This is a genomic window from Variovorax sp. VNK109, from assembly GCF_049445855.1.
Classification (GTDB): domain Bacteria; phylum Pseudomonadota; class Gammaproteobacteria; order Burkholderiales; family Burkholderiaceae_C; genus JAGOCV01.
This window is the reverse complement of sequence record NZ_JBMSDV010000001.1, coordinates 1285995-1307073: the sequence shown is the minus strand read 5'-3', so window position 1 is coordinate 1307073 and position 21079 is coordinate 1285995. Positions and strand designations below refer to the sequence as shown.

Here is a 21079-nt window from a genome sequence, read left to right as displayed (position 1 = left end):
GATCAGTCAGCCGGCCATCAATCGGCGTATGCGCCGGCAGCCTTGATGACGGGGCCGAAACGCGCCACTTCGGCCTGCACGAACTTCTTGTGTTCGGCGGGCTCGACGCGCTTGTCGGTCACGACCACGGCGCCCAGGCCTTCCTGCTTCTTCACGAATTCAGGATCTTTGAGGGCGGCCTTCAGGGCGTCATTCAGCTTCTTGAGCACCGGGGCAGGCGTGCCCTTGGGGGCGTACATGCCGTGCCAGATGGTGACCTGGAAGTTCTTCAGGCCCGACTCGTCCAGCGTCGGGATGTCCTTGAGCGCGGGCGTATTCAGGCGCTTGAGCGTCGTCACGGCGTAAGGAATGACCTTCTTGCCTTCGATCTGGCCGGTGGTGTTGGTGGTCTGGTCGCACAGCAGGTCGATCTGGCCGCCGATCAGGTCGGCGATGGCCGGTGCGGTGCCCTTGTACGGCACGGTGGTCATTTCGGTCTTGAGTTCGCTCTGGAACAGCAGGCCGCACAGGTGCGAGGCGGAACCGATGCCGGCATTGCCCAGGTTGACCTTGCCGGAGTTCTTGGCGATCCAGGCGCGCAGTTCGGCGAAGTTCTTGGCTTCGAGCTGGGGCTTGCCGATCAGGGTCATCGGCACGTCGTTGATCATGCCCAGGTATTCGAAGTCGGTTTCGTAGTTGTACGGCAGCTTGCGGTACAGCACGGGCGTGGTGCCCATGCCCACGTGCGTGACCAGCAGCGTGTAGCCGTCCGGCGTCGCGCGCGCCACCTTGGCGTTGCCGATGGTGCTGCCGGCGCCGGCTGCGTTGTCGATCACGATCGTCGAGCCACCCAGCGGCTTGCGCAGGGCTTCGGCCAGATCGCGGGCCACCCTGTCGGTCGGGCCCCCGGCGGCGAAGGGCACCACGATGGTGATGGTCTTGTCCTTGGCAGGGAATTCCTGGGCGTTCGCGCCGAATGCAGAGAGGCCCGCAACAACGGCGGACAACAGCAGTTTTTTCATGTTCACTCCGGGTAAAGAAGGCCGCGATTGTAGGTCTGGCCTCCGTGTGCCGAATCCCGACTTACCCTAGAAATGGCCTGGGTGCCGCGGGGAGATGAGCCTGTCTGCAAGCAATTTGACAGGCATCAGAAGACCCGCCGTCACTTGTAGCTGCGCGCGTCCTCGATGACCTTGCCGTCGTTGGGCAGCGTGCCCGGTGCGTGCAGTTCCACGTCGCCGCGCAGCTTGGTCACGTCGCGGATCGCTTCGCCGATGCGGGCCTGCAGGTCTGCGCCGCCGCCTTGAAACCCCTGTGCCTCGACCTTGAGCGTCATGAGATCGCTGGCCATCTCGCCACTGACCACCAGTCGCGCGCGCAGCACTTCGGGAAAGCGCCGCGCGATGTCCGCCACCTGGCCCGGGTGCACGAACATGCCGCGGATCTTGGTGGTCTGATCAGCCCGGCCCATCCAGCCCTTGATGCGGGTGTTGGTGCGGCCCGTGGGACACGAACCCGGCAGCACGGCGGACAGGTCACCGGTGCCGAAACGGATGAGCGGGTAGTCCGGGTTGAGCGTGGTGATGACGACTTCGCCGACTTCGCCTTCGGGAACCGGGTCGCCGGTGCCGGGACGCACGATCTCCAGGATCACGCCTTCGTCGAGCACCAGGCCTTCGCGTGCTTCGGTTTCGTAGGCGATGAGGCCCAGGTCTGCCGTGGCGTAGCACTGGTAGCCCTGGATGCCGCGTTCGGCCAGCCAGTCGCGCAGCGACGGCGGGAACGCCTCACCCGAGACCAGTGCCTTGGTGACGCTGGGCAATGCGACACCCATGTCTGCCGCCTTCTCCATGATGATCTTCAGGAAGCTCGGCGTGCCGATGTAGCCGGCCGGCCGCAGCTCTGCCATGGCCTGCACCTGCTGCTCGGTCTGGCCCGTGCCGCCTGCGAACACGGTGCAGCCCAGCGCATGCGCGCCGGTTTCCATCATCGAGCCGGCCGGCACGAAGTGGTAGCTGAAACTGTTGTGGATGAGTTCGCCCGTGCGGAAGCCGGCGGCGAAGATCGCGCGGGCCACGCGCCAGTAATCGCGCGCCGTGCCCTCGGGTTCGTAGATGGTGCCGGGGCTGGCGAACACGCGCGGCGTCTGCGCCCCCCAGCGGATGGCAGAGAAGCCACCGAAGACATCGCCATTGCCCTTGCCCGGGGCGCGCTCCTTTTTCTGCCGCTCCAGCAGTTCGTGCTTGCGTGTCACGGGCAGGCGAGCCAGCGCGTCCCGGCTGTTCACGCTGCCGGCATCCATACCGGCCAGCAGCTGCGCGAATGCGGGCGACGCCGATTGCGCGTGCGCCACCTGCTTGGGCAGCGCCGCCATGAGCGCGGCTTCGCGCTCTGCCGGCGAGCGGATTTCCTGCGTGTCGTAGAAGCGGCGGATGCCGGCGTCGGTGCTTGCGTTCATGCCAGCCACCTCTTGCGCCGCTTGTAGCTCTTCACGTCCTTGAAGTTCTTGCGGCCGCTGCCGCCCATGCCCAGGTAGAACTCCTTCACGTCCTCGTTGTCCGCGAGGTCGGCGGCCTTGCCGTCCATCACCACGCGGCCGGACTCCATGATGTAGCCGTAGTCTGCGTAGCGCAGCGCCATGTTGGTGTTCTGCTCCGCGAGGAGGAAGGTCACCTTCTCCTTGCCGTTCAGGTCGCGCACGATGTTGAAGACTTCTTCCACGATCTGCGGCGCAAGGCCCATGGACGGTTCGTCCAGCAGCACCATCGTCGGGCTGGCCATCAGCGCTCGGCCAATGGCGCACATCTGCTGCTCGCCGCCCGAGGTATAGGCTGCCTGCGAAGTGCGTCGCGTCTTCAGGCGCGGAAAGTAGTTGTAGACCTTCTCGAGGTTCGCAGCCACTTCTGCGCGGCTGCTGCGCGTGTAGGCGCCGGTCATGAGGTTTTCTTCGATCGTCAGGTGCGCGAAGCAGTGCCTGCCTTCCATCACCTGCACCACACCGCGCTGCACGAGGTCGGCGGGCGACAGGTTTTCGATGCGCTCGCCGCGCAACTCGATCGAGCCCTTCGTCACCTCGCCGCGCTCGCCGCGCAGCAGGTTCGACACTGCGCGCAGCGTCGTCGTCTTGCCCGCGCCGTTGCCACCCAGCAGCGCCACGATGCCGCCTTCCGGCACCTGCAGCGACACGCCCTTGAGCACGAGGATCACATGGTTGTAGATCACCTCGATGCCGTTGACGTTCAGAACAATCTTGCGGGTCTCGTCAGTCATAGAAATCAAACAATGTTCGAGTGACACCGCCCCAGGCCGGGGACACCGCGGAACCGGCTTTGCCGGGCCGCAGGTGTCGCCCCCTCGCAGGGGGGAGGCGGAGCACGAAGTGCGCAGCCTGGGGGTGGGCCTTCAGCTCTGGCAATCCTGGGGCGTGCGGCGGGTCAGCTTCTTGTCCGACGCGTACTTGTCGGCGGCCTGCTTGACCATCGGCTTGATGATCTGTTCGTCCGCTTCCAGCCAGTCGGAAGAGAAGTCCCACTTCGCGCCGTCCCAGGTGTGCACACGCGCCCAGGTGGAACCCATGTGGTCCTGGCACGAAGTGCTGACAGGGCGCATCACGCCGGCAAAGCCCAGCGCGTCCAGCTTCTTCTGGTCGAGCGCGAGGTTCTCGAAGCCCCAGCGCACCTGCTCGCCCGTCATGACCTTGCCCTTGCCGAAGCGTTCCTGCGCACGCTTCACGGCTTCGACCGACAGCATCTGGATGATCAGGCCGCGGTTGTAGAGCACGGTGCCGACTTCGTCCTTGGGGCCGGTGCCCTGGCCCTTGCCGTGCACTTCAGACAGGATGTCCTTCACGATCTTCGGCTGGCCCGCGCCGTACTGGATGGTCAGCGCGTTGTAGCCCTTGGCAGCGGCGCCCACGTCCTTCACGTCGGGCTCTGCGCCCGACCACCACACGCCGTACATCTTCTCGCGCGGATAGCCGGTGGCGATCGCTTCCTTCAGTGCAGCGGAGTTCATCACACCCCAGCCCCACAGCAGCACGTAGTCGGGACGCTGCTGGCGCACCTGCAGCCAGGCCGACTTCTGCTCGATGCCGGGCGCCGTCACGGGGATCAGCGAGAGGTCGAAGCCGCTCATCTTCGCGCGCTCCTGCAGCAGGGGGATGGGTTCCTTGCCGAAGGGCGAATCGTGGTAGACCAGCGCGATCTTCTTGCCCTTGAGCTTGTCCAGGCCGCCTTCCTTCTTGCCCAGGTGCTGGATCAGGATGTCGGCCGCCGTCCAGTAAGAACCGAGCAGCGGGAAGTTCCACTTGAACACGCCGCCGTCCTGCGACGCGGCCAGGCCATAGCCCAGCGTGATCAGCGGAATCTTGTCCTGCGGCACCTTGTCGGTCAGCGCGAAGGTGATGCCGGTGGCCTGCGGGTCGAACACCGTGGCGCCGCGGCCCTTCAGGCGCTCGTAGCATTCGACGCCCTTGTCGGTCTGGTAGCCGGTTTCGCATTCCTCGAACGTGATCTTCACGCCGTTGATGCCGCCGCGCGCGTTGACGAGCTTGATGTAGTCCTGCTTGGCGTTGGCCCACGGCGTGCCGTTGGGCGCGTAGGGGCCGGTGCGGTACACCAGCAGCGGGAAGAACTGCTCCTTGGCCTGCGCGAAAGCGGGGGCGGAAAGCAGCGTGGACGCGCCGACAGCGGCCGCCACCAAGAGTGATTTGAACTTCATGCGTTGTCTCCTTCTGGAATGAACTGACACTGACGGAACAATCAATCTGCAATCAATGAGGAAATGGCCACAGGCGGAGCTTCTGTTTTCCGATGCTCCACAGCTTGGCCAGGCCATGCGGCTCGACGATGAGGAAGAACACGATCAGCGCGCCGAAGATCATGAAAGTCAGGTGCGAGGCGAGCGCCGTCGAGATCGGGATGCCGAACCAGTAGGGAATCTGGTCGAGCAGCAGCGGCAGGATCACGATGAAGGCCGCGCCGAAGAACGCACCCATGATCGAGCCGAGCCCGCCGATGATCACCATGAACAGCAGCTGGAACGAGCGGTCGATGTTGAACGCCGCCGGCTCCCACGCACCGAGGTGGATGAAGGCCCACAGCGCGCCGGCCACGCCGACGATGAACGAGCTGACCGCGAAGGCCGTGAGCTTGGCGTAGACCGGACGGATGCCGATGACGGCGGCGGCCACGTCCATGTCGCGCATGGCCATCCATTCGCGGCCGATGGCGCCGCGCACCAGGTTCTTGGCCAGCAGCGCGAACACCGCCACGAACGAAAGGCACAGCAGGTACTTGGAGACGGGCGACTCGATCGGCATGCCCAGCACGTTCAGGCCTGCGACGCTGACCGAACCCGAGGGCGAGTTGTTGGTGAACCAGCTGATGCGCAGGAACGCCCAGTCGGTGAAGAACTGCGCGGCCAGCGTCGCGACCGCCAGGTAGAGCCCCTTGATGCGCAGCGAGGGGATACCGAACAGCACGCCCACCACCATCGAACAGAAACCACCCAGCAGCAGCGCCACGACGAGCGGCATGCCGTCGATGCGCACGAGGAAGTTGTAGGCCGCGTACGCCCCGACCGCCATGAACGCGCCGGTGCCCAGCGAAATCTGCCCGCAGTAGCCCACGAGGATGTTCAGCCCCAGCGCTGCGAGCGAGAGGATGAGGAACGGGATCAGGATCGCGCGGATGAGATAGTCCGACGCCACCAGGGGGACGATGAGGAACACCGCGGCGAGCAGCAGGCCGATGGCGATGCGGTCCTGCAGGATCGGGAAGATCTGCAGGTCCGAGCGGTAGGTGGTCTTGAACTGGCCGTTTTCGCGGTAGAGCATGGTTCAGGCCTCCTTCACACGCGGTCGATGATCTTCTCGCCGAACAGGCCCTGCGGCCGCACGAGAAGGAACAGAAGCGCCAGCACGTAGGCGAACCAGATCTCGATGCCGCCTCCCAGCAGCGGCCCGATGTAGATCTCGGAGAGCTTTTCTCCCACACCGATGATGAGCCCCCCGATGATCGCGCCCGGCACGGATGTGAGCCCTCCCAGGATCACGACGGGCAGCGCCTTGAGGGCGACGAGTGACAGCGAAAACTGCACGCCGAGCTTGGATCCCCAGATGATCCCGGCCACGAGCGCGGAGAAGCCGGCCACCGACCAGACGATCACCCAGATGCGGTCCAGCGGAATGCCGATGGACTGCGCAGCCTGGTGATCGTCCGCCACCGCGCGCAGCGCGCGGCCGGTGGACGTCTTCTGGAAAAAGATGGCGAGTGCCACCACGAGCGCGGCAGCCACGAGCGCGGCGACGAGGTCTTCCTTGTTGATCAGCAGCCCGCCCTGGAAGGTGTTTTCCAGGATCATGGCCGGGTCCTTCGGCATGCCTACATCGATCTTGTAGATGTCGTTGCCGAACAGCGTCTGGCCCAGGCCGTCGAGGAAGTAGGCGATGCCCAGCGTCGCCATGAGCAGCGTGATGCCCTCCTGGTTGACCAGCCTGGACAGGCACAGCCGCTGGATCAGCCAGGCCACAACCACCATCAGTGCCATGGCCGTGACGAAGGCCAGCAGGTTCGCAAGGATCAGGCTCTCGAAGCCGAACCACTTCGGGTACCACTCGGCGAAGCGCGCCATCGCGAGCGCGGCGAACAGCACCATCGCGCCCTGCGAGAAATTGAAGACGCCCGACGCCTTGTAGATCAACACGAAGCCGAGCGCCACCAGCGAATACAGCATGCCGGCCATCAGGCCGCCGAAGAGAGTTTCAAGGAAGAAGCCCATGTCGCGTCCTGCTCAATGCGATGTGCCCAGATAGGCTTTGATCACTTCGGGGTTGTTGCGCACTTCGTCGGGCGTGCCGTCGCCGATCTTGCGGCCGTAGTCGAGCACCACCACGCGGTCGGAGATGTCCATCACCACGCCCATGTCGTGCTCGATGAGCACCACGGTCGTGCCGAACTCGTCGTTCACGTCGAGGATGAAGCGGCACATGTCCTGCTTCTCTTCCACGTTCATGCCGGCCATCGGCTCGTCCAGCAGCAGCACCTGCGGCTCCATCGCGAGGGCGCGGCCCAGGTCCACGCGTTTTTGCAGGCCGTAGGGCAACTGGCCGACCGGCGTCTTGCGCCAGGCCTGGATTTCCAGGAAGTCGATGATGCGTTCGACGAATTCGCGCTGGCGGATTTCCTCGCGCTGCGCGGGGCCGATGCGCAAGGCCTGCAGCAGGATGTTGCTGCGGATCTTGAGGTTGCGCCCGGTCATGATGTTGTCGAGCACGCTCATGCCCTTGAACAGCGCGAGGTTCTGGAAGGTGCGGGCCACGCCCATCTCGGCGACCTGCCGCGAGTTCATGTGGCGGAACTGCTGGCCGCGCAGGCTGATGGCACCCTGCTGCGGCTGGTACACGCCGTTGATGCAGTTGAGCATGGAGCTCTTGCCCGCGCCGTTGGGGCCGATGATGGCGCGGATCTCGTGCTCGCGAACATCGAACGAGATATCGGTGAGCGCCTTCACGCCGCCGAACGCGAGCGAGATGTCCTTCACTTCGAGGATGACGTCGCCGATCTTGCGGCCGGCCCTGGCCGGCGCGGCTTCGTCGAGGAGGGGAGGAGGTGACATGTCCATCATGCAGCTGCCTTCACGGCGGAGAAGGTTTTCGCGTCCTGGATCTTCAGCGTGGCGCTCACGCTGCCGGTGCGCCCGTCCTCGAATTTCACCTGCGTCTCGATGAATTGCACGAGGCGACCGCTGTAAAGCGCATCGACCAGCACCGCGTACTTCTCGCCGATGAAGCCGCGGCGGACCTTGTTGGTCCGCGTGAGCTCGCCGTCGTCGGCATCCAGCTCCTTGTGCAGCACGAGGAAACGGCTGATCTGGCTGCCCGCGAGCAACGCGTCGTTGGCCAAGTCGGCGTTGACCTTCTCCACGCATTCACGGATGAGCTCGTACACCTCGGGCTTTTGCGCGAGGTCGGTGTAGCCGGCATAGGGCAGGTTGCGGCGCTCGGCCCAGTTGCCCACGGCGTCGAAGTCGATGTTGATCATCACGCACACGCGGTCGCGCCCGTCGCCCAGCGCCACCGCTTCCTTGATGTGCGGGAAGAACTTGAGCTTGTTCTCCACGTACTTGGGCGCGAACATCGCGCCGTCGTTCGCACCGCCGCGGATGCGGCCCACGTCCTTCACGCGGTCGATGATCTTCAGATGCCCGCTCGCATCCAGGAAGCCCGCATCGCTCGTGTGGTACCAGCCATCGGCCGTCAGCACTTCGGCCGTCGCAGCTTCGTTCTTGTAGTAGCCCTTGAGCAGGCCCGCCGAGCGCACCAGGATCTCGCCGTTGTCGGCCACCTTGATCTCCACACCCTGGATCGGGATGCCCACGGTGTCGGCGCGCACCTGGTTGTCCGGCTGCAGGCACACGAACACGGCCGTCTCGGTGGAACCGTAAAGTTGCTTGAGGTTGACCCCGATGGAGCGGTAGAACGTGAACAGGTCGGGGCCGATGGCTTCGCCGGCGGTGTAGGCCACGCGCACGCGCGACAGGCCCAGGTTGTTGCGCAGCGGGCCGTAGACGAACAGGTTGCCCAGCGCATACGAAACGCGATCACCCAGCGACAGCGCCTTGCCATCCATGCGCGCCGGACCCACGCGTCGCGCCACGTTCATGAAGTGGTGGAACATGCTGCGTTTGATTGCGCCAGCGTCTTCCATGCGGATCATCACGCTGGTGAGAAGGGCTTCGAACACGCGCGGCGGCGCGAAGTAGTAGGTCGGCCCGACTTCCTTCAGGTCGATCATCACCGTGCTGCCCGACTCGGGGCAGTTCACGATGTAGCCGCAGGCCAGCCACTGCGCGTAGCTGAAGATGTTCTGGCCCACCCACGCGGGTGGCAGGTACGCCAGGACTTCCTCGTTGGCGGTCAGCCTGTCGAAGTCCGCGCCGGCCTGCGCGCGGTTGAGCAGCGACGCATGCGTGTGCACGACGCCCTTCGGGTTGCCTGTGGTGCCGGAGGTGAAGAACATCGCCGCCACGTCACCGGGCTCAACTTTGTCGACCGCGGTTGTGAAGAACTGCGGGTGCTGCTGCGCAAATGCCGCACCGCTTTCCAGCAGGCTTTCGAGCGACGCAAGTCCTGCCTCGCTGTAGTTGCGCAGGCCGCGGGGGTCGTCGTAGAAGATGTGGGAGATCAGCGGGCACTGCGCGCGGATTTCCAGCAGCTTGTCCACCTGCTCCTGGTCTTCTGCGACGCAGAAACGCACTTCGGCATTGGTGATGGGGAACAGGTACTCCGCGCCCACGGCGTCCTGATACAGCGGCACGGGGATCGCACCGAGCGCCTGGACGGCCAGCGTGACGGCATAGAGGCGGGGGCGGTTCGCGCCGATCACCACCACGTGCTCACCGCGCGTGAGGCCGGCCTGGTGCAGGCCGCAGGCCGCGTGCTCGACCATCTGCGCCATGCCGGCCCAGGTGTGGGTCTGCCAGATGCCGTATTCCTTCTCGCGCATGGCCGGCGCGTCGGGGCGTTCGGCGGCATGCCTGAGCAGCAGGCGGGGAAAGGTTGTCTCCATGGGGCCCAATGTAGGAGCCGGTTTGACGCCAAGTTGTCGTTCGGACGACAATTTAAGGGTGATACCGGGGCGGACTTTCCCTATCCGGAGTTTCCATGCCGTCGACGACCACCCACGACTCCACATTGCACCAGCGCCGCCGCGCCGCAACGCCGCAGGAGCTGGCAGGCATCCCGTGGCTCGCGCTTCTGAAGGATGAAGAGCGCCGGCTTGCCGTGGCCGAACTGCGCGTCAGCGATGCCGGGCCCGGCGAGTTCGTCTGCCGCGTGGGCCGGCCGGTGACTTACTGGTTCGGCGTGGTCGACGGCCTGTTCAAGATGAGCAGCGACAACGCCCAGGGCGCGACGACCACCTTCACCGGCATCCCGCCGGGCGGCTGGTTCGGCGAAGGCACGGCGCTCAAGCGCGAGCCCTACCGCTACAACATCCAGGCGCTGCGCAAAAGCGTGATCGCCGGCGTGCCGGTGGACACCTTCCACTGGCTGCTGGACCACTCGATCGGCTTCAACCGTTTCATCATGAACCAGCTGAACGAGCGGCTGGGGCAGTTCATCGCGGCGCGCGAGATCGACCGGCTGAACAACCCCGACGTGCGCGTGGCGCGCGGCCTTGCGTCGCTGTTCAACCCGGTGCTGTACCCGGGCGTGGGTGAGGTGCTGCGCATCACGCAGCAGGAGCTGGCCTATCTCGTCGGCCTGTCGCGGCAGCGGGTGAACAAGGCGCTGATCACCCTGCAGGATCAGGGCGCGATCCGCGTCGAATACGGCGGGTTGCGTGTGCTGGATCTGCAGGCCTTGCGGTCGAGCTGGTTGTCGAAGTAGGGGAGAGCGCCTGATGGGCCGCTGTGGCCGTGGCCCAGGTTCGCGGGCCCTTCGGACTCCCTTGCGCTGCTCGGTCAGCGGGGGAAGCGAAGAACTCGCTTCGCTCAAACAACTTCGCTTCTCTTTCCCCGCCGCCCTCCGCTGCTCAGCCGCGCACAAGGGCCATGGCCACAGCGGCCCATCAGGCTTGGTGGAGGTTGAAGGAGCTTCGCTCGGTCAGCGCTGCCGCAATGGGACTTTGCTGGCACGCGGCTTCTTGTTGTCTGACTTGCAGAATCGATACAGCGGAGCGTGGGCTGGCCTGTGGCAGGGCGTCTGGCACTGCCGAGCAGCACAGCGTAAGGCGGATCAGGGCCGCAGTTGTTTGAGCGAAGCGAGTTCTGCGGACCCCGCCTGGAGCGAGCAGCGCAGGGGAGCCGCTTCAGCGGCCAGTGACTCCGCCCTGCCACAGGCCAGCCCACGCGCAGCCAGCCACCCAGTAAGAGAGGGCCATAAAATCGCAACGACATGACAGACGCCAGCCCAGCCAACGAACCCAGCCGCCTCAACAAACGCATGGCCGAACTCGGCCTGTGTTCGAGGCGCGAGGCGGACGACTGGATCGAGCGGGGCTGGGTCAAGGTCAACGGCCAGGTCGCGCCGATGGGTCTCAAGGTCTTGCCGCAGGATCGCATCGAGGTCGACAAGAAGGCGCAGGGCCAGCAGGCCACGCAGGTCACCATCCTCCTGCACAAACCCATGGGCTACGTCAGCGGCCAGGCCGAAGACGGGCACGCACCCGCGGCCACGCTCATCGGCGCGCGCACCCACTGGCGCGACGACCCGAGCCGCATGCGCTTCAGCCCGCAGCAACTGCGCGGTCTCGCACCGGCCGGCCGGCTGGACATCGACTCGGTCGGCCTGCTCGTGCTCACGCAGGACGGACGCGTGGCGCGCCAGCTCATCGGCGAAGACTCGGGCATGGAGAAGGAATACCTCGTGCGCGTGCAGTTCGGCGATATCGCGAGCAATCCGCAGGCATCGTTTCCGCCCCAGCAACTCGCGCGCCTGCGACACGGCCTGTCGCTGGACGGCAAGCCGCTCAAGCCTGCGCAGGTCGACTGGCAGAACCCCGAGCAATTGCGCTTCGTGCTCACCGAGGGCAAGAAGCGCCAGATCCGTCGCATGTGCGAACTGGTCGGCCTCAAGGTCGTCGGCCTCAAGCGCATCCGCATCGGGCGCGTCGTGCTGGGCAACCTGCCGGTGGGACAATGGCGCTACCTCGGCCCGCACGAGAAGTTCTGACCGTCGAACCCGGTGGATGCCCGGCTAATCCCCAGCTAATTCTCGACCGGCAGCATCGGCGCTTCCCTTCGACCGCCTCCGGAGTTGCCATGAACCGTCCTGCGAACTCGCTGTCTTCCACCGACCGGGCTGCCCTGGCCCTGCTGCTGCTCGCCTTCCTGGTCGTCGCCCACGGCTTCTTCCTGCTGCGGCAGACTTCCATCGGCAATGGCCTGTTGTTCCACGCACTGATGCTCGGCCTGCTCACGTTCATGGCGGTCGTGTTCCTGCGCCGGTGGATGAGCCTGCGACGCGAAGCGGCGTGGGATGCGGGCGAAACAGTCCAGTGCCAGTCCCTGCGGATCGGCGTGAATGCGGGCGGGGATGCGCGTACTCCTCGTTGAAGACGACACCATGATCGGCCAGGGCCTGGCGCAGGCGTTGGGCCGTGAGGGCTGGTCGGTGGACTGGGTGCGGGACGGCATGCTGGCACGCAGCGCCATCGACGACGGCGGTTACGCCTGCGTGCTGCTCGACCTCGGCCTGCCCAAACTCGACGGCGTGGAAGTGCTGCGCCACTGCCGCACGCGCGGCGACCTCACCCCCGTGCTCGTGCTCACCGCGCGCGACGGGCTGGACGACCGCATCCGGGGCCTGGACCTGGGCGCCGACGACTACCTGCTCAAGCCCTATGAATTCCGCGAACTGCTCGCTCGCATGCGCGCGGTGATCCGCCGTCGCGACGGTGCGGCGCACTCGCTCATCGGGCAGGCCGGGTTCCAGCTGGACCTCACCACGCGCGAAGTACTGATGTCTTCCGGGCGCATCGAGCTTTCGGCGCGCGAGTTCGCGCTGCTGCACGCCCTGCTGGAGCGGCCGGGTGCCATCCTTTCGCGCGATCAGCTCGAGGAACGCATCTACGGCTGGGGCGAGGAAGTGTCCAGCAACGCGGTGGACGTGCTGATCCACGGCATGCGCCGCAAGCTGGGTGCGGACCTGATCCGCAACGTGCGCGGGCTCGGCTGGCGTGTGGTCGCCGTGACCGCCACGGCACCGGGGGCGGGCGCATGAACGTCTTTCCGAAAGGTCCGGGCTGTTCGCTGCGCGGCGTGCTGCTGGCCTGGCTGCTGCCGCTGTTCGCACTGGTGGCTGCACTGGCGGGCGCGGCCAGCTGGTGGAGCTATTCCACCATGGTCAATACCTTCATGGACGACCAGATGAGCATGCTGGGCAACTCGCTGATGGTGAGGAATACGCAGCATGAAAAGGTCGAGGAACTCAGCGTGCACCTGCCCGTGCTCACGCGTGAGCGCGTGCGTGAATGGGGCACGTATGCCGTGCAGGTGTACGACGGCCAGGGGCATCTGAAGCTCTCCAACTACCCGGCGCATGTGCTGCCGCTGCAGGCCGGCCCGGGCTTTCACGACGTCGAGGCGGGCGGTGAGAAGTGGCGTGTGTACCTGGCGGTGTCGCCCGACGCGACCGGCCGGCGTGTGCAGGTGTCGCAGAGCCAGAAATTCCGCACCGTGCAGTTGCTCGGCCGTGCGGGTGCGGCGATCCTGCCGGTGGCCATCCTGCTGCCGCTGTCACTGCTGGTGATCTGGGGCATCGTCGCGATGGTCACGCGTGCGGTGCGCGAGATCAGCCAGAGCGCCGCGCGGCAGGACGAGCACAGCATCCAGGAACTGCCGCTCGATCGCGTGCCGCTGGAGATCCGGCCGCTGGTCGAATCGTTCAACAGCCTGCTGGCACGATTGCGCGATGCCTTCGGCGCACAACGCCGCTTCATGCAGGACGCCGCGCACGAGCTGCGCACGCCGATGGCCGCCATCGGCCTGCAGCTCGTGAACCTGCGTGCGCAACTGGCGGGCTTGCCAGCCGATGCCCGATGCGATGCGCAGTTCGAGCAGCTGGAAGCCGGTGTTCAACGCGCGCAGCGCCTCGTGGACCAGATGCTGCGGCTGTCGCGTCAGGAAGCGCAGGCCGTGCAGGCCGAGACGGTCGACCTGAGGCAGCAGGCGCGGGAGAGCATCAACACGCTCATCGCGCTGGCCGACCAGCGCGGCATCGACCTCGGTCTCGTCGACGAGCTGCCGGCGACCGTGAAGGCGCACGTGTGCTTTGCGCCGCAGGACCTGCGCAGCATCCTGGACAACCTGATCGACAACGCGCTGCGTCATGCGCCCGAGGGCAGTGCGGTGGATGTGCTGCTTGCGCAGCGCGACGGCCGCATCGTCATCGAGGTGGGCGACCACGGACCCGGCGTTCCCCCGGAGATGCTGGAGCGCGTGTTCGACAGGTTCTTCCGCGTGCCGGGCAACGACACGCGCGGCAGTGGCCTGGGGCTGGCCATCGCACTGGCGGCGGCGCGCCGCAACAAGGCGGAGCTCCTGCTGGCCAATCGTGCCGACGGGACGGGACTCATCGCGCAACTGAAGCTGGCCGCCAGCTGAGCTCGATCTAATCGCCAGCTAAGTTTCCGCTAATGGTTGGCTAATTTGCATTTCCTACAGTGGGCACACGGTTGCTTGAAGACATTGCCAGTCGGCAATGGGCAACCGGCAACCGTCCGGATGCAATGCCTGCAGAAGGACACCAACCACTGAAGAAGGAACTGACATGAACAAGACCTCCGCCCTCATCGCTGCCGTTGTCCTTTCGGGCCTGGCCGGCGTGGCCGCTGCCGACGAAGCAGACGGTTCGCAGTTCGCACTGCAAATCCAGGGTCAGCGCGCGCGCGCCGAAGTGAACGCTGAAGCCGTGCAGTACGCACGCACCGACAGGAGCATTCCCTCGGGCTCGCGTGTGACCGAGCCGGTGCGCAACGGCCGCAGCCGCGAAGCCGTGCATGCCGAAGCTGTCGATTACGCCCGGGTGGACAAGAGCATCCCTTCGGCATCGGTGGTGGCACCCATGGTCAAGTCCGGCCTGACCCGCGACGCCGTGCGCGCGCAACTGCAGGTGCAAAGCCAGACGCGCGGCTGATCGCCTGGCATTGCCAGTCGATGCTCCCTTCGTGGAGCGCCGCCTGCTCCGCGCGATAATCCGGCCTTGAAAACGGCCCGAACGCCCCGAAATCCGGGGCGTTTGTGTTTCCATCTTTCAAAGTCCGGGCATTCCATCGACATGAGCAAGCAAACCCTTTCCTTCCAGGCCGAAGTCGCGCAGCTGCTGCACCTCGTCACGCATTCGCTGTACTCCAACCAGGAAATCTTCCTGCGTGAGTTGATCTCCAACGCGTCCGACGCATGCGACAAGCTGCGCTTCGAGGCACTGAACAACAACGCCCTGTACGAAGATGCGCCCAACCTCGAGGTGCGCGTGAGCTACGACAAGGACGCAAAGACGCTGACGATCTCCGACAACGGCATCGGCCTGTCGCAGCAGGAAGCCATCGACAACCTGGGCACCATCGCCAAGAGCGGCACGCGCGACTTCATGAGCAAGCTCTCCGGCGACCAGAAGTCGGACGCGCAACTCATCGGCCAGTTCGGCGTGGGTTTCTATTCCGGCTTCATCGTGGCGGAGAAGATCACGGTCGAGTCTCGCCGTGCAGGGCTGCCCGCCAGCGAAGGCGTGCGCTGGGTGAGCGGTGGCACGGGGGACTTCGAAGTCGAGGTCATCGAGCGTGCGCAGCGAGGCACCAGCGTGACGCTGCACCTGCGCGACGATGCCACCGAATACCTGTCCACCTGGAAGCTCAAGTCGGTCATCGCGAAGTATTCCGACCACATCTCGCTGCCCATCCTCATGCGCAAGGAAGAGTGGAAAGAAGGCGAGGACAACCAGGGCGGTGAAATGGTGGTCACCGACGAATGGGAAACCGTCAACCAGGCGAGCGCCTTGTGGACGCGGCCGAAGAAGGACGTCACCGACGAGCAGTACATCGAGTTCTACAAGACGGTTGGTCACGACTTCGAGGCGCCTCTGGCCTGGAGCCACAACCGCGTGGAAGGCAGCACCGAATACACGCAATTGCTGTACGTGCCCGCCCGTGCGCCCATGGACCTGTGGAACCGCGACAAGAAGGCCGGCGTGAAGCTGTACGTCAAGCGCGTGTTCATCATGGACGACGCCGAGGCGCTGATGCCGGTGTACCTGCGCTTCGTGAAGGGCGTGATCGACTCGGCCGACCTGCCGCTGAATGTGAGCCGCGAACTGCTGCAGGAAAGCCGCGACGTGCGCGCCATCCGAGAGGGCTCGACCAAGCGCGTGCTGTCGATGCTGGAGGACATGGCGAAGGCCGAGAAGGACGAAGGCGCTTCGGCCGACGACAAGGCGAAATACGCCAAGTTCTACGCCGCCTTCGGGGCCGTGCTCAAGGAAGGCCTGGCCGAAGATTCGGCCAATCGCGAACGCCTGGCGAAGTTGTTGCGCTTCGCATCGACCTCCAGCGATGCGGCGAACGTGTCGCTGGCCGACTACAAGGCCCGCATGAAAGACGGCCAGGACGCCATCTACTACATCACCGCCGACACGCTGGCCGCCGCGAAGAACAGCCCGCAGCTCGAAGTCTTCCGCAAGAAGGGCATCGAGGTGCTGCTGATGACGGACCGTGTGGACGAGTGGGCGCTGAACTACCTGACGGAGTTCGACGGCACGCCGTTGCAGTCCGTCGCGCGCGGCGCGGTGGATCTGGGCAAACTGCAGGATGAAGCGGAAAAGAAGGCGGCTGAAGACGCAGCCGAAGCCTTCAAACCGCTGCTCGCGAAACTGAAGGAGGCGCTGAAGGACAAGGCACAGGACGTGCGTGTGACCACGCGGCTGGTGGATTCGCCGGCCTGCCTGGTGGTGGCCGATGATGGCATGAGCACCCAGCTCGCGCGCATGTTGAAGCAGGCCGGGCAGGACGTGCCGATGACCAAACCCATTCTCGAAGTGAACGCCGACCATGCGCTGGTGAAGAAGCTCGACGGCTCGGTGCATTTCAACGATCTCGCGCACATCCTGTTCGACCAGGCGCTGCTGGCCGAGGGCGGCATGCCGGAGGACCCTGCTGCCTACGTGCGCAGGGTCAACGCGCTTCTGCTGTAATGCGTTGGTGATGCCCATGACACAACGCCTTCCCTTTGCGTCCTTCGCCCTCGCTGCCGCGGCCCTCTTGCTGGCGGGCTGCAGTTCCGTGGGTGTGGGCATCGGCGTGCCGATCTTCCCGGGCGTGTCGGTGGGTGTGGGCGTCAGCAACACCGGCGTGTCGGTCGGTGCCGGTGTGGGGGCCGGCCCGGTCGGCGCAGGCGTCGGCGTCAACCAGCGCGGCCAGGTGACGGGTAATGTCGGTGTCGGCGCGTCGACCCCGGTGGGCAACAGTGGCGCGCGAGTCGGCGTGGGTGTCGGCACCGGCACCGTGCTCTATGACCCGAATCGTCCGGACGCACAACGCGCCGCGCCGTCCGCCGGCGTGCGACAAGGCGTCGTGGTGCCTGCCCAGCAGGAAGCGCCCTGATCTTGCACGCACCCCGCTCAGGCGTACAGCGGTTCTTCCTGCATCGCCTCGATCTGCTCCCTGAGCATCAACACCTGGCCTGACCAGTAGTCGGCGCTGCCGAACCACGGAAAATTCATCGGGAACGTCGGGTCGTCCCAGCGGCGCGCGAGCCATGCGCTGTAGTGGATCAGACGCAGCGTGCGCAGCGGCTCGATCAGGGCCAGTTCACGCCGGTCGAAATTCCTGAATTGCTCGTAGCCGTCGAGCAGCGCACCGAGTTGTTGCGTGCGCTGCGCGCGTTCGCCGTCCAGCAGCATCCACAGGTCCTGCACGGCAGGGCCTGTGCGCGCATCGTCCAGGTCGACGAAGTGCGGGCCTTCGTCCGGCGTCCAGAGGATGTTGCCGGGATGGCAATCGCCATGCAGGCGCAGCAGTCGCGGACTTTCGACGTCTGCACCGTCCCAGCGGACGGCATCCTGCAGCAGCGCAAGCGTGTCCTTGAACACGGCCTTCCATTCGGTGCGCACTTCGGGCGCAACGCTGTCGTGTTCGACCAGCCAGTCGTAGGGTTCACGCACGAACGTGTCCAGGCCCAGCACAGGGCGATGCACGAACGGCCGCGCGGCGCCCACGCTGTGGATGCGCGCGAGGAAGCGGCCGGTCCATTCCAGCACTTCGAAGTCGTCGAGTTCGGGCCGGCGTCCGCCGCGCCGTGGGCTCACGCTGAACGAGAACCCCGCATGGTGGTGCAGGGTGCGGCCATCGAGAACGAGCGGCGCGGCGATGGGCACTTCGCTGGCAATCAGCTCGGCCGCGAATGCGTGTTCTTCGCGGATCGCGTCATCGCTCCAGCGGCCGGGTCGGTAGAACTTGGCGACCACCGCGCTACCGTCTTCCAGATGCGCAAGGTAAACGCGGTTCTCGTACGAGCTGAGGGCCATGAGACGCCCGTCGCCGAAGAGGCCGACGGTGGCCAGCGCGTCCATCACCACATCGGGTGTGAGCGAGTCGTATGGATGTCGGGCGTCGGTGGAAGGAGTCTGCGCAGGCATGCCGGATTGTCGGGTATCGCAAAAGGAAAGGCCCCCGGCAATTCGCCGGAGGCCTTCATGACGCGGTCGGAAGAACGCGCCGATCGGCGATCAGACCAGGTTGATGGTCACGTCGATGTTGCCGCGCGTGGCGTTGGAGTAGGGGCAGACCTGGTGGGCGGCGTCCACCAGCGCTTGTGCGGCGGCACGGTCCATGCCGGGCAGGCTCACGTTCAGGCGGGCGGCGACGCCGTAGCCCTGGCCGACCTTGCCCAGGTCCACTTCGGCGTCGATGGCCAGATCGGCCGGCAGGCTGATCTTCTGCATGCCGGCGACGGCCTTCATGGCACCGATGAAGCAGGCGGAGTAACCGGCGGCGAACAGTTGCTCGGGGTTGGTGCCGGTGCCGGACGTGCCGGGCGAGGACAGCTTCACGTCCAGACGGCCGTCGTCGGTGCGCGAGGCGCCGTCACGGCCGCCGGTGGTGTGGGCCTTGGCGGTGTAGAGGACTTTTTCGAGGGAGGCCATGGTGTTTTCCTTTGGGGTTGAAGTGGAAACGGTTGAATGAACGTCAGGCAGCGATGCGCGAGCGCAGCGTCTGGATCTGGCGGGTGAGGGAAACCAGTTCGGGGATGGAGCACTGGCTGGCGGCCAGCACGCAGCCCGGGATTTTCGCGGCACGCGTCTTGAGCTTGCGGCCTGCGGAAGTCAGGGTGATGAGCACACGGCGTTCGTCCTGAACGTCGCGGATGCGGGAGACGAGGCCTTGCGTTTCCATGCGCTTGAGCAGTGGTGTGAGCGTGCCGGAGTCGAGTGAGAGGCGCTCCCCAAGTTGCGACACGGTGACACCGTCCTGTTCCCACAGCACCAGCAGCGCGAGATATTGCGGGTAGGTGAGGTCGAGCTCGTCCAGCAACGGCTTGTACAGCCGCGTCATGGCCAGCGAGGCGGAGTACAGCGCGAAGCAGACCTGGTTGTCCAGGAGCAGCGCGGCGTCCGGCGTCGCGGGGTGATGGGTGGCGCTGGTTTTTGGCATGGGTTGAATTGTAGCGAGCAATTGAATTGTGTGCAATTTAATTTTGGAAGAAAAAGAAAAAGAAAAAGAAAAAGGCCGCAGCGTGTGCGGCCTTGCAGGCGTTTGCAGGCTGTGGCAGGAGCGCCAGAGTTCCGCTCGTGCCTCAATAGCTGTAGACACCTCGCCCTGTCTTGCGGCCCAGCCGGCCTGCAGCCACCATCTCCTTGAGCAGCGGGCAGGGGCGGTACTTGCTGTCGCCGAACTCGGCGAGGTAGACATCCATCACCGCCAGGCAGACGTCCAGGCCAATCATGTCGGCCAGCGCGAGCGGACCGATCGGCTGGTTGCAGCCGAGCTTCATGCCGGCGTCGATATCTTCCGGCGTCGCGATGCCTTCGGCCAGCACGAAGAAAGCCTCGTTGATCATCGGCACCAGAATGCGGTTGACCACGAAGCCGGGCGCGTTCTTCACGGTGATGGGCGACTTGCCCAGCGCTTCTGCCAGTGTCTTCACCGCGTCGTGCGTGGCATCGCTGGTCTGCAGGCCGCGGATGATCTCCACCAGCGCCATCATCGGTACCGGATTGAAGAAATGCATGCCGATGAAACGGTCCGCGCGCGTCGTTGCGGCGGCGAGCTTGGTGATGGAGATCGATGAGGTGTTGGACGCGAGGATGACCTCGGGCGCCACCAGCGCGTCCACCTGTTTGAGGATCTTGAGCTTGAGTTCGTAATTCTCGGTGGCGGCCTCGATGACGATCTGCGCGGTCTTGAGGTCGTCGTAGCTGCTGGAGCCCTTGATGCGTGCGAGCGCGGCGGTCTTGTCGGCCTCCGTGATCTTTTCCTTCTTGATCAGCCGGTCCAGGCTGCCCGAGACCGTGGCCACGCCCTTGGCGACCGCCGCGTCGGAAATGTCCACCATCACCACCTGCAGGCCCGACACGGCGCATGCCTGCGCAATGCCGTTGCCCATGGTCCCCGCGCCAATGATTCCGACGGTCTGAATGCTCACGATGCCCTCGCTCGAAGTGTGAAAAATTCGATGTTACGGCAGGCCTGTGCGTCCATTAAGGTTTTTTTAGGAAGTCGCTAAGCAATTCTTAAAGGTGCGGAATGGGGCGCTCCGACAGACTTCGAAGCACGCGCCGCAAAGACCGGTGCGGATGACGAAACACCCAAGGACACCTCATGAAAATCGACTCCAACGAAACCCGCAGCGTCGCCGCTGCGGCCAACGCCCCCGCCATTTCAGCCACCTCGGCCACCGTTCCCGCCCATGCGCCACGCGTGGACCTGTACGTCGGCATCCACAAGGCGTTGCGCGCGCTCATGACGGACACGCTGGTGGCGGTCGGCCGCATGGACACGGCGGACGACTTGGACACCGCGCAGATCACGCACCGCGTGCTGGAACTCATGGACTTCTGCATCGCCCACCTTGGCCACGAGAACGAGTTCATCCACACGGCCATCGAAGCCCGCGCGTCCGGCGCCAGCGGCGTGATCGCGCGGGATCATGAGGGTCACGAAAAGGAAATCTCCCGCATCGCGCGGGCTGCCACGGGTCTGCTGCAGCTGCCGGGCGACGCACGTGCGGTGCCGGCGCTGGCGCTCTACCGGGAACTGGCCCTCTTCATCGCGCACAACTTCGAGCACATGCACGTCGAGGAAACCGCGCACAACGCCGTGCTCTGGTCACGCTACACCGATGCCGAACTCGTCGACATCCACAACCGGCTGGTCGCATCGATTCCCCCGGCGGAGATGATGTTCGTCCTGCGCTGGCTCGTGCCGTTCATGAACCCGGCGGAGCGCCTGGAAATGATGGCCGACATGCAGCGCCACGCGCCGCCGCCCGCGTTCGAGGCAGCGCTGGAGATCGCGCGCCCGCATCTGAGCGACATCGAATGGGGCAAGCTCATGCGCGGTCTCGGCCTGCCGCCTGTGCCCGGCCTGGTGACGGTCTGAGCCGCAGG

21 protein-coding genes are annotated in these 21079 nt (G+C 65.4%); 9 read left to right on the top strand and 12 right to left on the bottom strand.

The genetic code is table 11. The features are described 5' to 3' along the window. Positions 1–17 precede the first annotated feature (17 nt). The 8 genes from ACO2Q9_RS06420 to ACO2Q9_RS06385 all read right to left on the bottom strand — a co-directional run bounded on the left by ACO2Q9_RS06420 (position 18) and on the right by ACO2Q9_RS06385 (position 9548). Positions 18–1001, bottom strand: a complete 984-nt coding sequence (locus ACO2Q9_RS06420) for a tripartite tricarboxylate transporter substrate-binding protein (RefSeq protein WP_423309439.1) — start codon at positions 999–1001, stop codon at positions 18–20. 140 nt (positions 1002–1141) lie between these two features. Further along, positions 1142–2413 (bottom strand): phenylacetate--CoA ligase family protein, encoded by a 1272-nt coding sequence (locus ACO2Q9_RS06415; protein ID WP_423309958.1) that lies wholly within the window; start codon positions 2411–2413, stop codon positions 1142–1144. A 20-nt stretch (positions 2414–2433) separates the two neighbouring features. Then, complete coding sequence (locus tag ACO2Q9_RS06410) at positions 2434–3249, bottom strand: ABC transporter ATP-binding protein (RefSeq protein ID WP_423309437.1); 816 nt, start codon at positions 3247–3249, stop codon at positions 2434–2436. A 132-nt stretch (positions 3250–3381) separates the two neighbouring features. After that, a complete protein-coding gene (locus ACO2Q9_RS06405) occupies positions 3382–4698 on the bottom strand; it encodes an ABC transporter substrate-binding protein (protein ID WP_423309435.1) in 1317 nt (438 codons plus the stop codon). A 52-nt stretch (positions 4699–4750) separates the two neighbouring features. Continuing rightward, positions 4751–5815 (bottom strand): branched-chain amino acid ABC transporter permease, encoded by a 1065-nt coding sequence (locus ACO2Q9_RS06400; RefSeq protein WP_423309433.1) that lies wholly within the window; start codon positions 5813–5815, stop codon positions 4751–4753. A gap of 14 nt (positions 5816–5829) precedes the next feature. Further along, complete coding sequence (locus tag ACO2Q9_RS06395; RefSeq protein WP_423309431.1) at positions 5830–6759, bottom strand: branched-chain amino acid ABC transporter permease; 930 nt, start codon at positions 6757–6759, stop codon at positions 5830–5832. A gap of 12 nt (positions 6760–6771) precedes the next feature. Next, the gene (locus tag ACO2Q9_RS06390) at positions 6772–7596 is read right to left on the bottom strand and encodes an ABC transporter ATP-binding protein (protein ID WP_423309429.1); all 825 of its coding nucleotides are present in this window, start codon (positions 7594–7596) and stop codon (positions 6772–6774) included. 5 nt (positions 7597–7601) lie between these two features. Next, positions 7602–9548: an AMP-dependent synthetase/ligase gene (locus ACO2Q9_RS06385; RefSeq protein ID WP_423309427.1), complete on the bottom strand. Its 1947-nt coding sequence runs from the start codon at positions 9546–9548 to the stop codon at positions 7602–7604. A gap of 95 nt (positions 9549–9643) precedes the next feature. On the opposite strand from ACO2Q9_RS06385, the gene ACO2Q9_RS06380 reads away from it, so the two are divergent. The 8 genes from ACO2Q9_RS06380 (at position 9644) to ACO2Q9_RS06345 (ending at position 17075) form a co-directional block, all read left to right on the top strand. Continuing rightward, complete coding sequence (locus tag ACO2Q9_RS06380; protein WP_423309425.1) at positions 9644–10369, top strand: Crp/Fnr family transcriptional regulator; 726 nt, start codon at positions 9644–9646, stop codon at positions 10367–10369. Positions 10370–10876: 507 nt separating this feature from the next. Then, positions 10877–11653, top strand: coding sequence for a pseudouridine synthase (locus tag ACO2Q9_RS06375; RefSeq protein ID WP_423309423.1), 777 nt, complete (start codon positions 10877–10879; stop codon positions 11651–11653). Between the two features lie 89 nt (positions 11654–11742). Next, positions 11743–12036, top strand: coding sequence for a hypothetical protein (locus ACO2Q9_RS06370; RefSeq protein ID WP_423309421.1), 294 nt, complete (start codon positions 11743–11745; stop codon positions 12034–12036). Continuing rightward, positions 12017–12703, top strand: a complete 687-nt coding sequence (locus tag ACO2Q9_RS06365) for a response regulator (protein ID WP_423309419.1) — start codon at positions 12017–12019, stop codon at positions 12701–12703. The genes ACO2Q9_RS06370 and ACO2Q9_RS06365 overlap by 20 nt, the downstream gene beginning before the upstream one ends. After that, entirely contained in the window at positions 12700–14085 is a 1386-nt protein-coding gene (locus ACO2Q9_RS06360) for an ATP-binding protein (RefSeq protein WP_423309417.1), read from the top strand. The genes ACO2Q9_RS06365 and ACO2Q9_RS06360 overlap by 4 nt, the downstream gene beginning before the upstream one ends. Before the next feature lie 166 nt (positions 14086–14251). Beyond that, on the top strand, positions 14252–14617 hold the full coding sequence (locus ACO2Q9_RS06355) for a DUF4148 domain-containing protein (protein ID WP_423309415.1): 366 nt from the start codon (positions 14252–14254) through the stop codon (positions 14615–14617). Positions 14618–14758: 141 nt separating this feature from the next. Further along, positions 14759–16666, top strand: a complete 1908-nt coding sequence (gene htpG / locus ACO2Q9_RS06350) for a molecular chaperone HtpG (RefSeq protein ID WP_423309413.1) — start codon at positions 14759–14761, stop codon at positions 16664–16666. Between the two features lie 10 nt (positions 16667–16676). Beyond that, positions 16677–17075, top strand: coding sequence for a hypothetical protein (locus ACO2Q9_RS06345; protein ID WP_423309411.1), 399 nt, complete (start codon positions 16677–16679; stop codon positions 17073–17075). Between the two features lie 17 nt (positions 17076–17092). Here the strand turns inward: ACO2Q9_RS06345 and ACO2Q9_RS06340 are convergent, their stop codons facing one another. The 4 genes from ACO2Q9_RS06340 to ACO2Q9_RS06325 form a co-directional block, all read right to left on the bottom strand. After that, positions 17093–18109 carry a serine/threonine protein kinase gene (locus ACO2Q9_RS06340; protein ID WP_423309409.1) on the bottom strand — a complete coding sequence of 339 codons (1017 nt, stop codon included), beginning with the start codon at positions 18107–18109 and terminating at the stop codon, positions 17093–17095. Positions 18110–18199: 90 nt separating this feature from the next. After that, positions 18200–18616 (bottom strand): organic hydroperoxide resistance protein, encoded by a 417-nt coding sequence (locus ACO2Q9_RS06335; RefSeq protein WP_423309407.1) that lies wholly within the window; start codon positions 18614–18616, stop codon positions 18200–18202. A 43-nt stretch (positions 18617–18659) separates the two neighbouring features. After that, a complete protein-coding gene (locus tag ACO2Q9_RS06330; protein WP_423309405.1) occupies positions 18660–19124 on the bottom strand; it encodes a MarR family winged helix-turn-helix transcriptional regulator in 465 nt (154 codons plus the stop codon). Between the two features lie 142 nt (positions 19125–19266). After that, positions 19267–20115, bottom strand: a complete 849-nt coding sequence (locus ACO2Q9_RS06325; RefSeq protein WP_423309403.1) for a 3-hydroxybutyryl-CoA dehydrogenase — start codon at positions 20113–20115, stop codon at positions 19267–19269. A gap of 176 nt (positions 20116–20291) precedes the next feature. Here ACO2Q9_RS06325 and ACO2Q9_RS06320 point away from each other — a divergent pair, with 176 nt between their 5' ends. After that, positions 20292–21071: a hemerythrin domain-containing protein gene (locus ACO2Q9_RS06320; RefSeq protein ID WP_423309401.1), complete on the top strand. Its 780-nt coding sequence runs from the start codon at positions 20292–20294 to the stop codon at positions 21069–21071. The last annotated feature ends 8 nt before the right edge of the window (positions 21072–21079 follow it).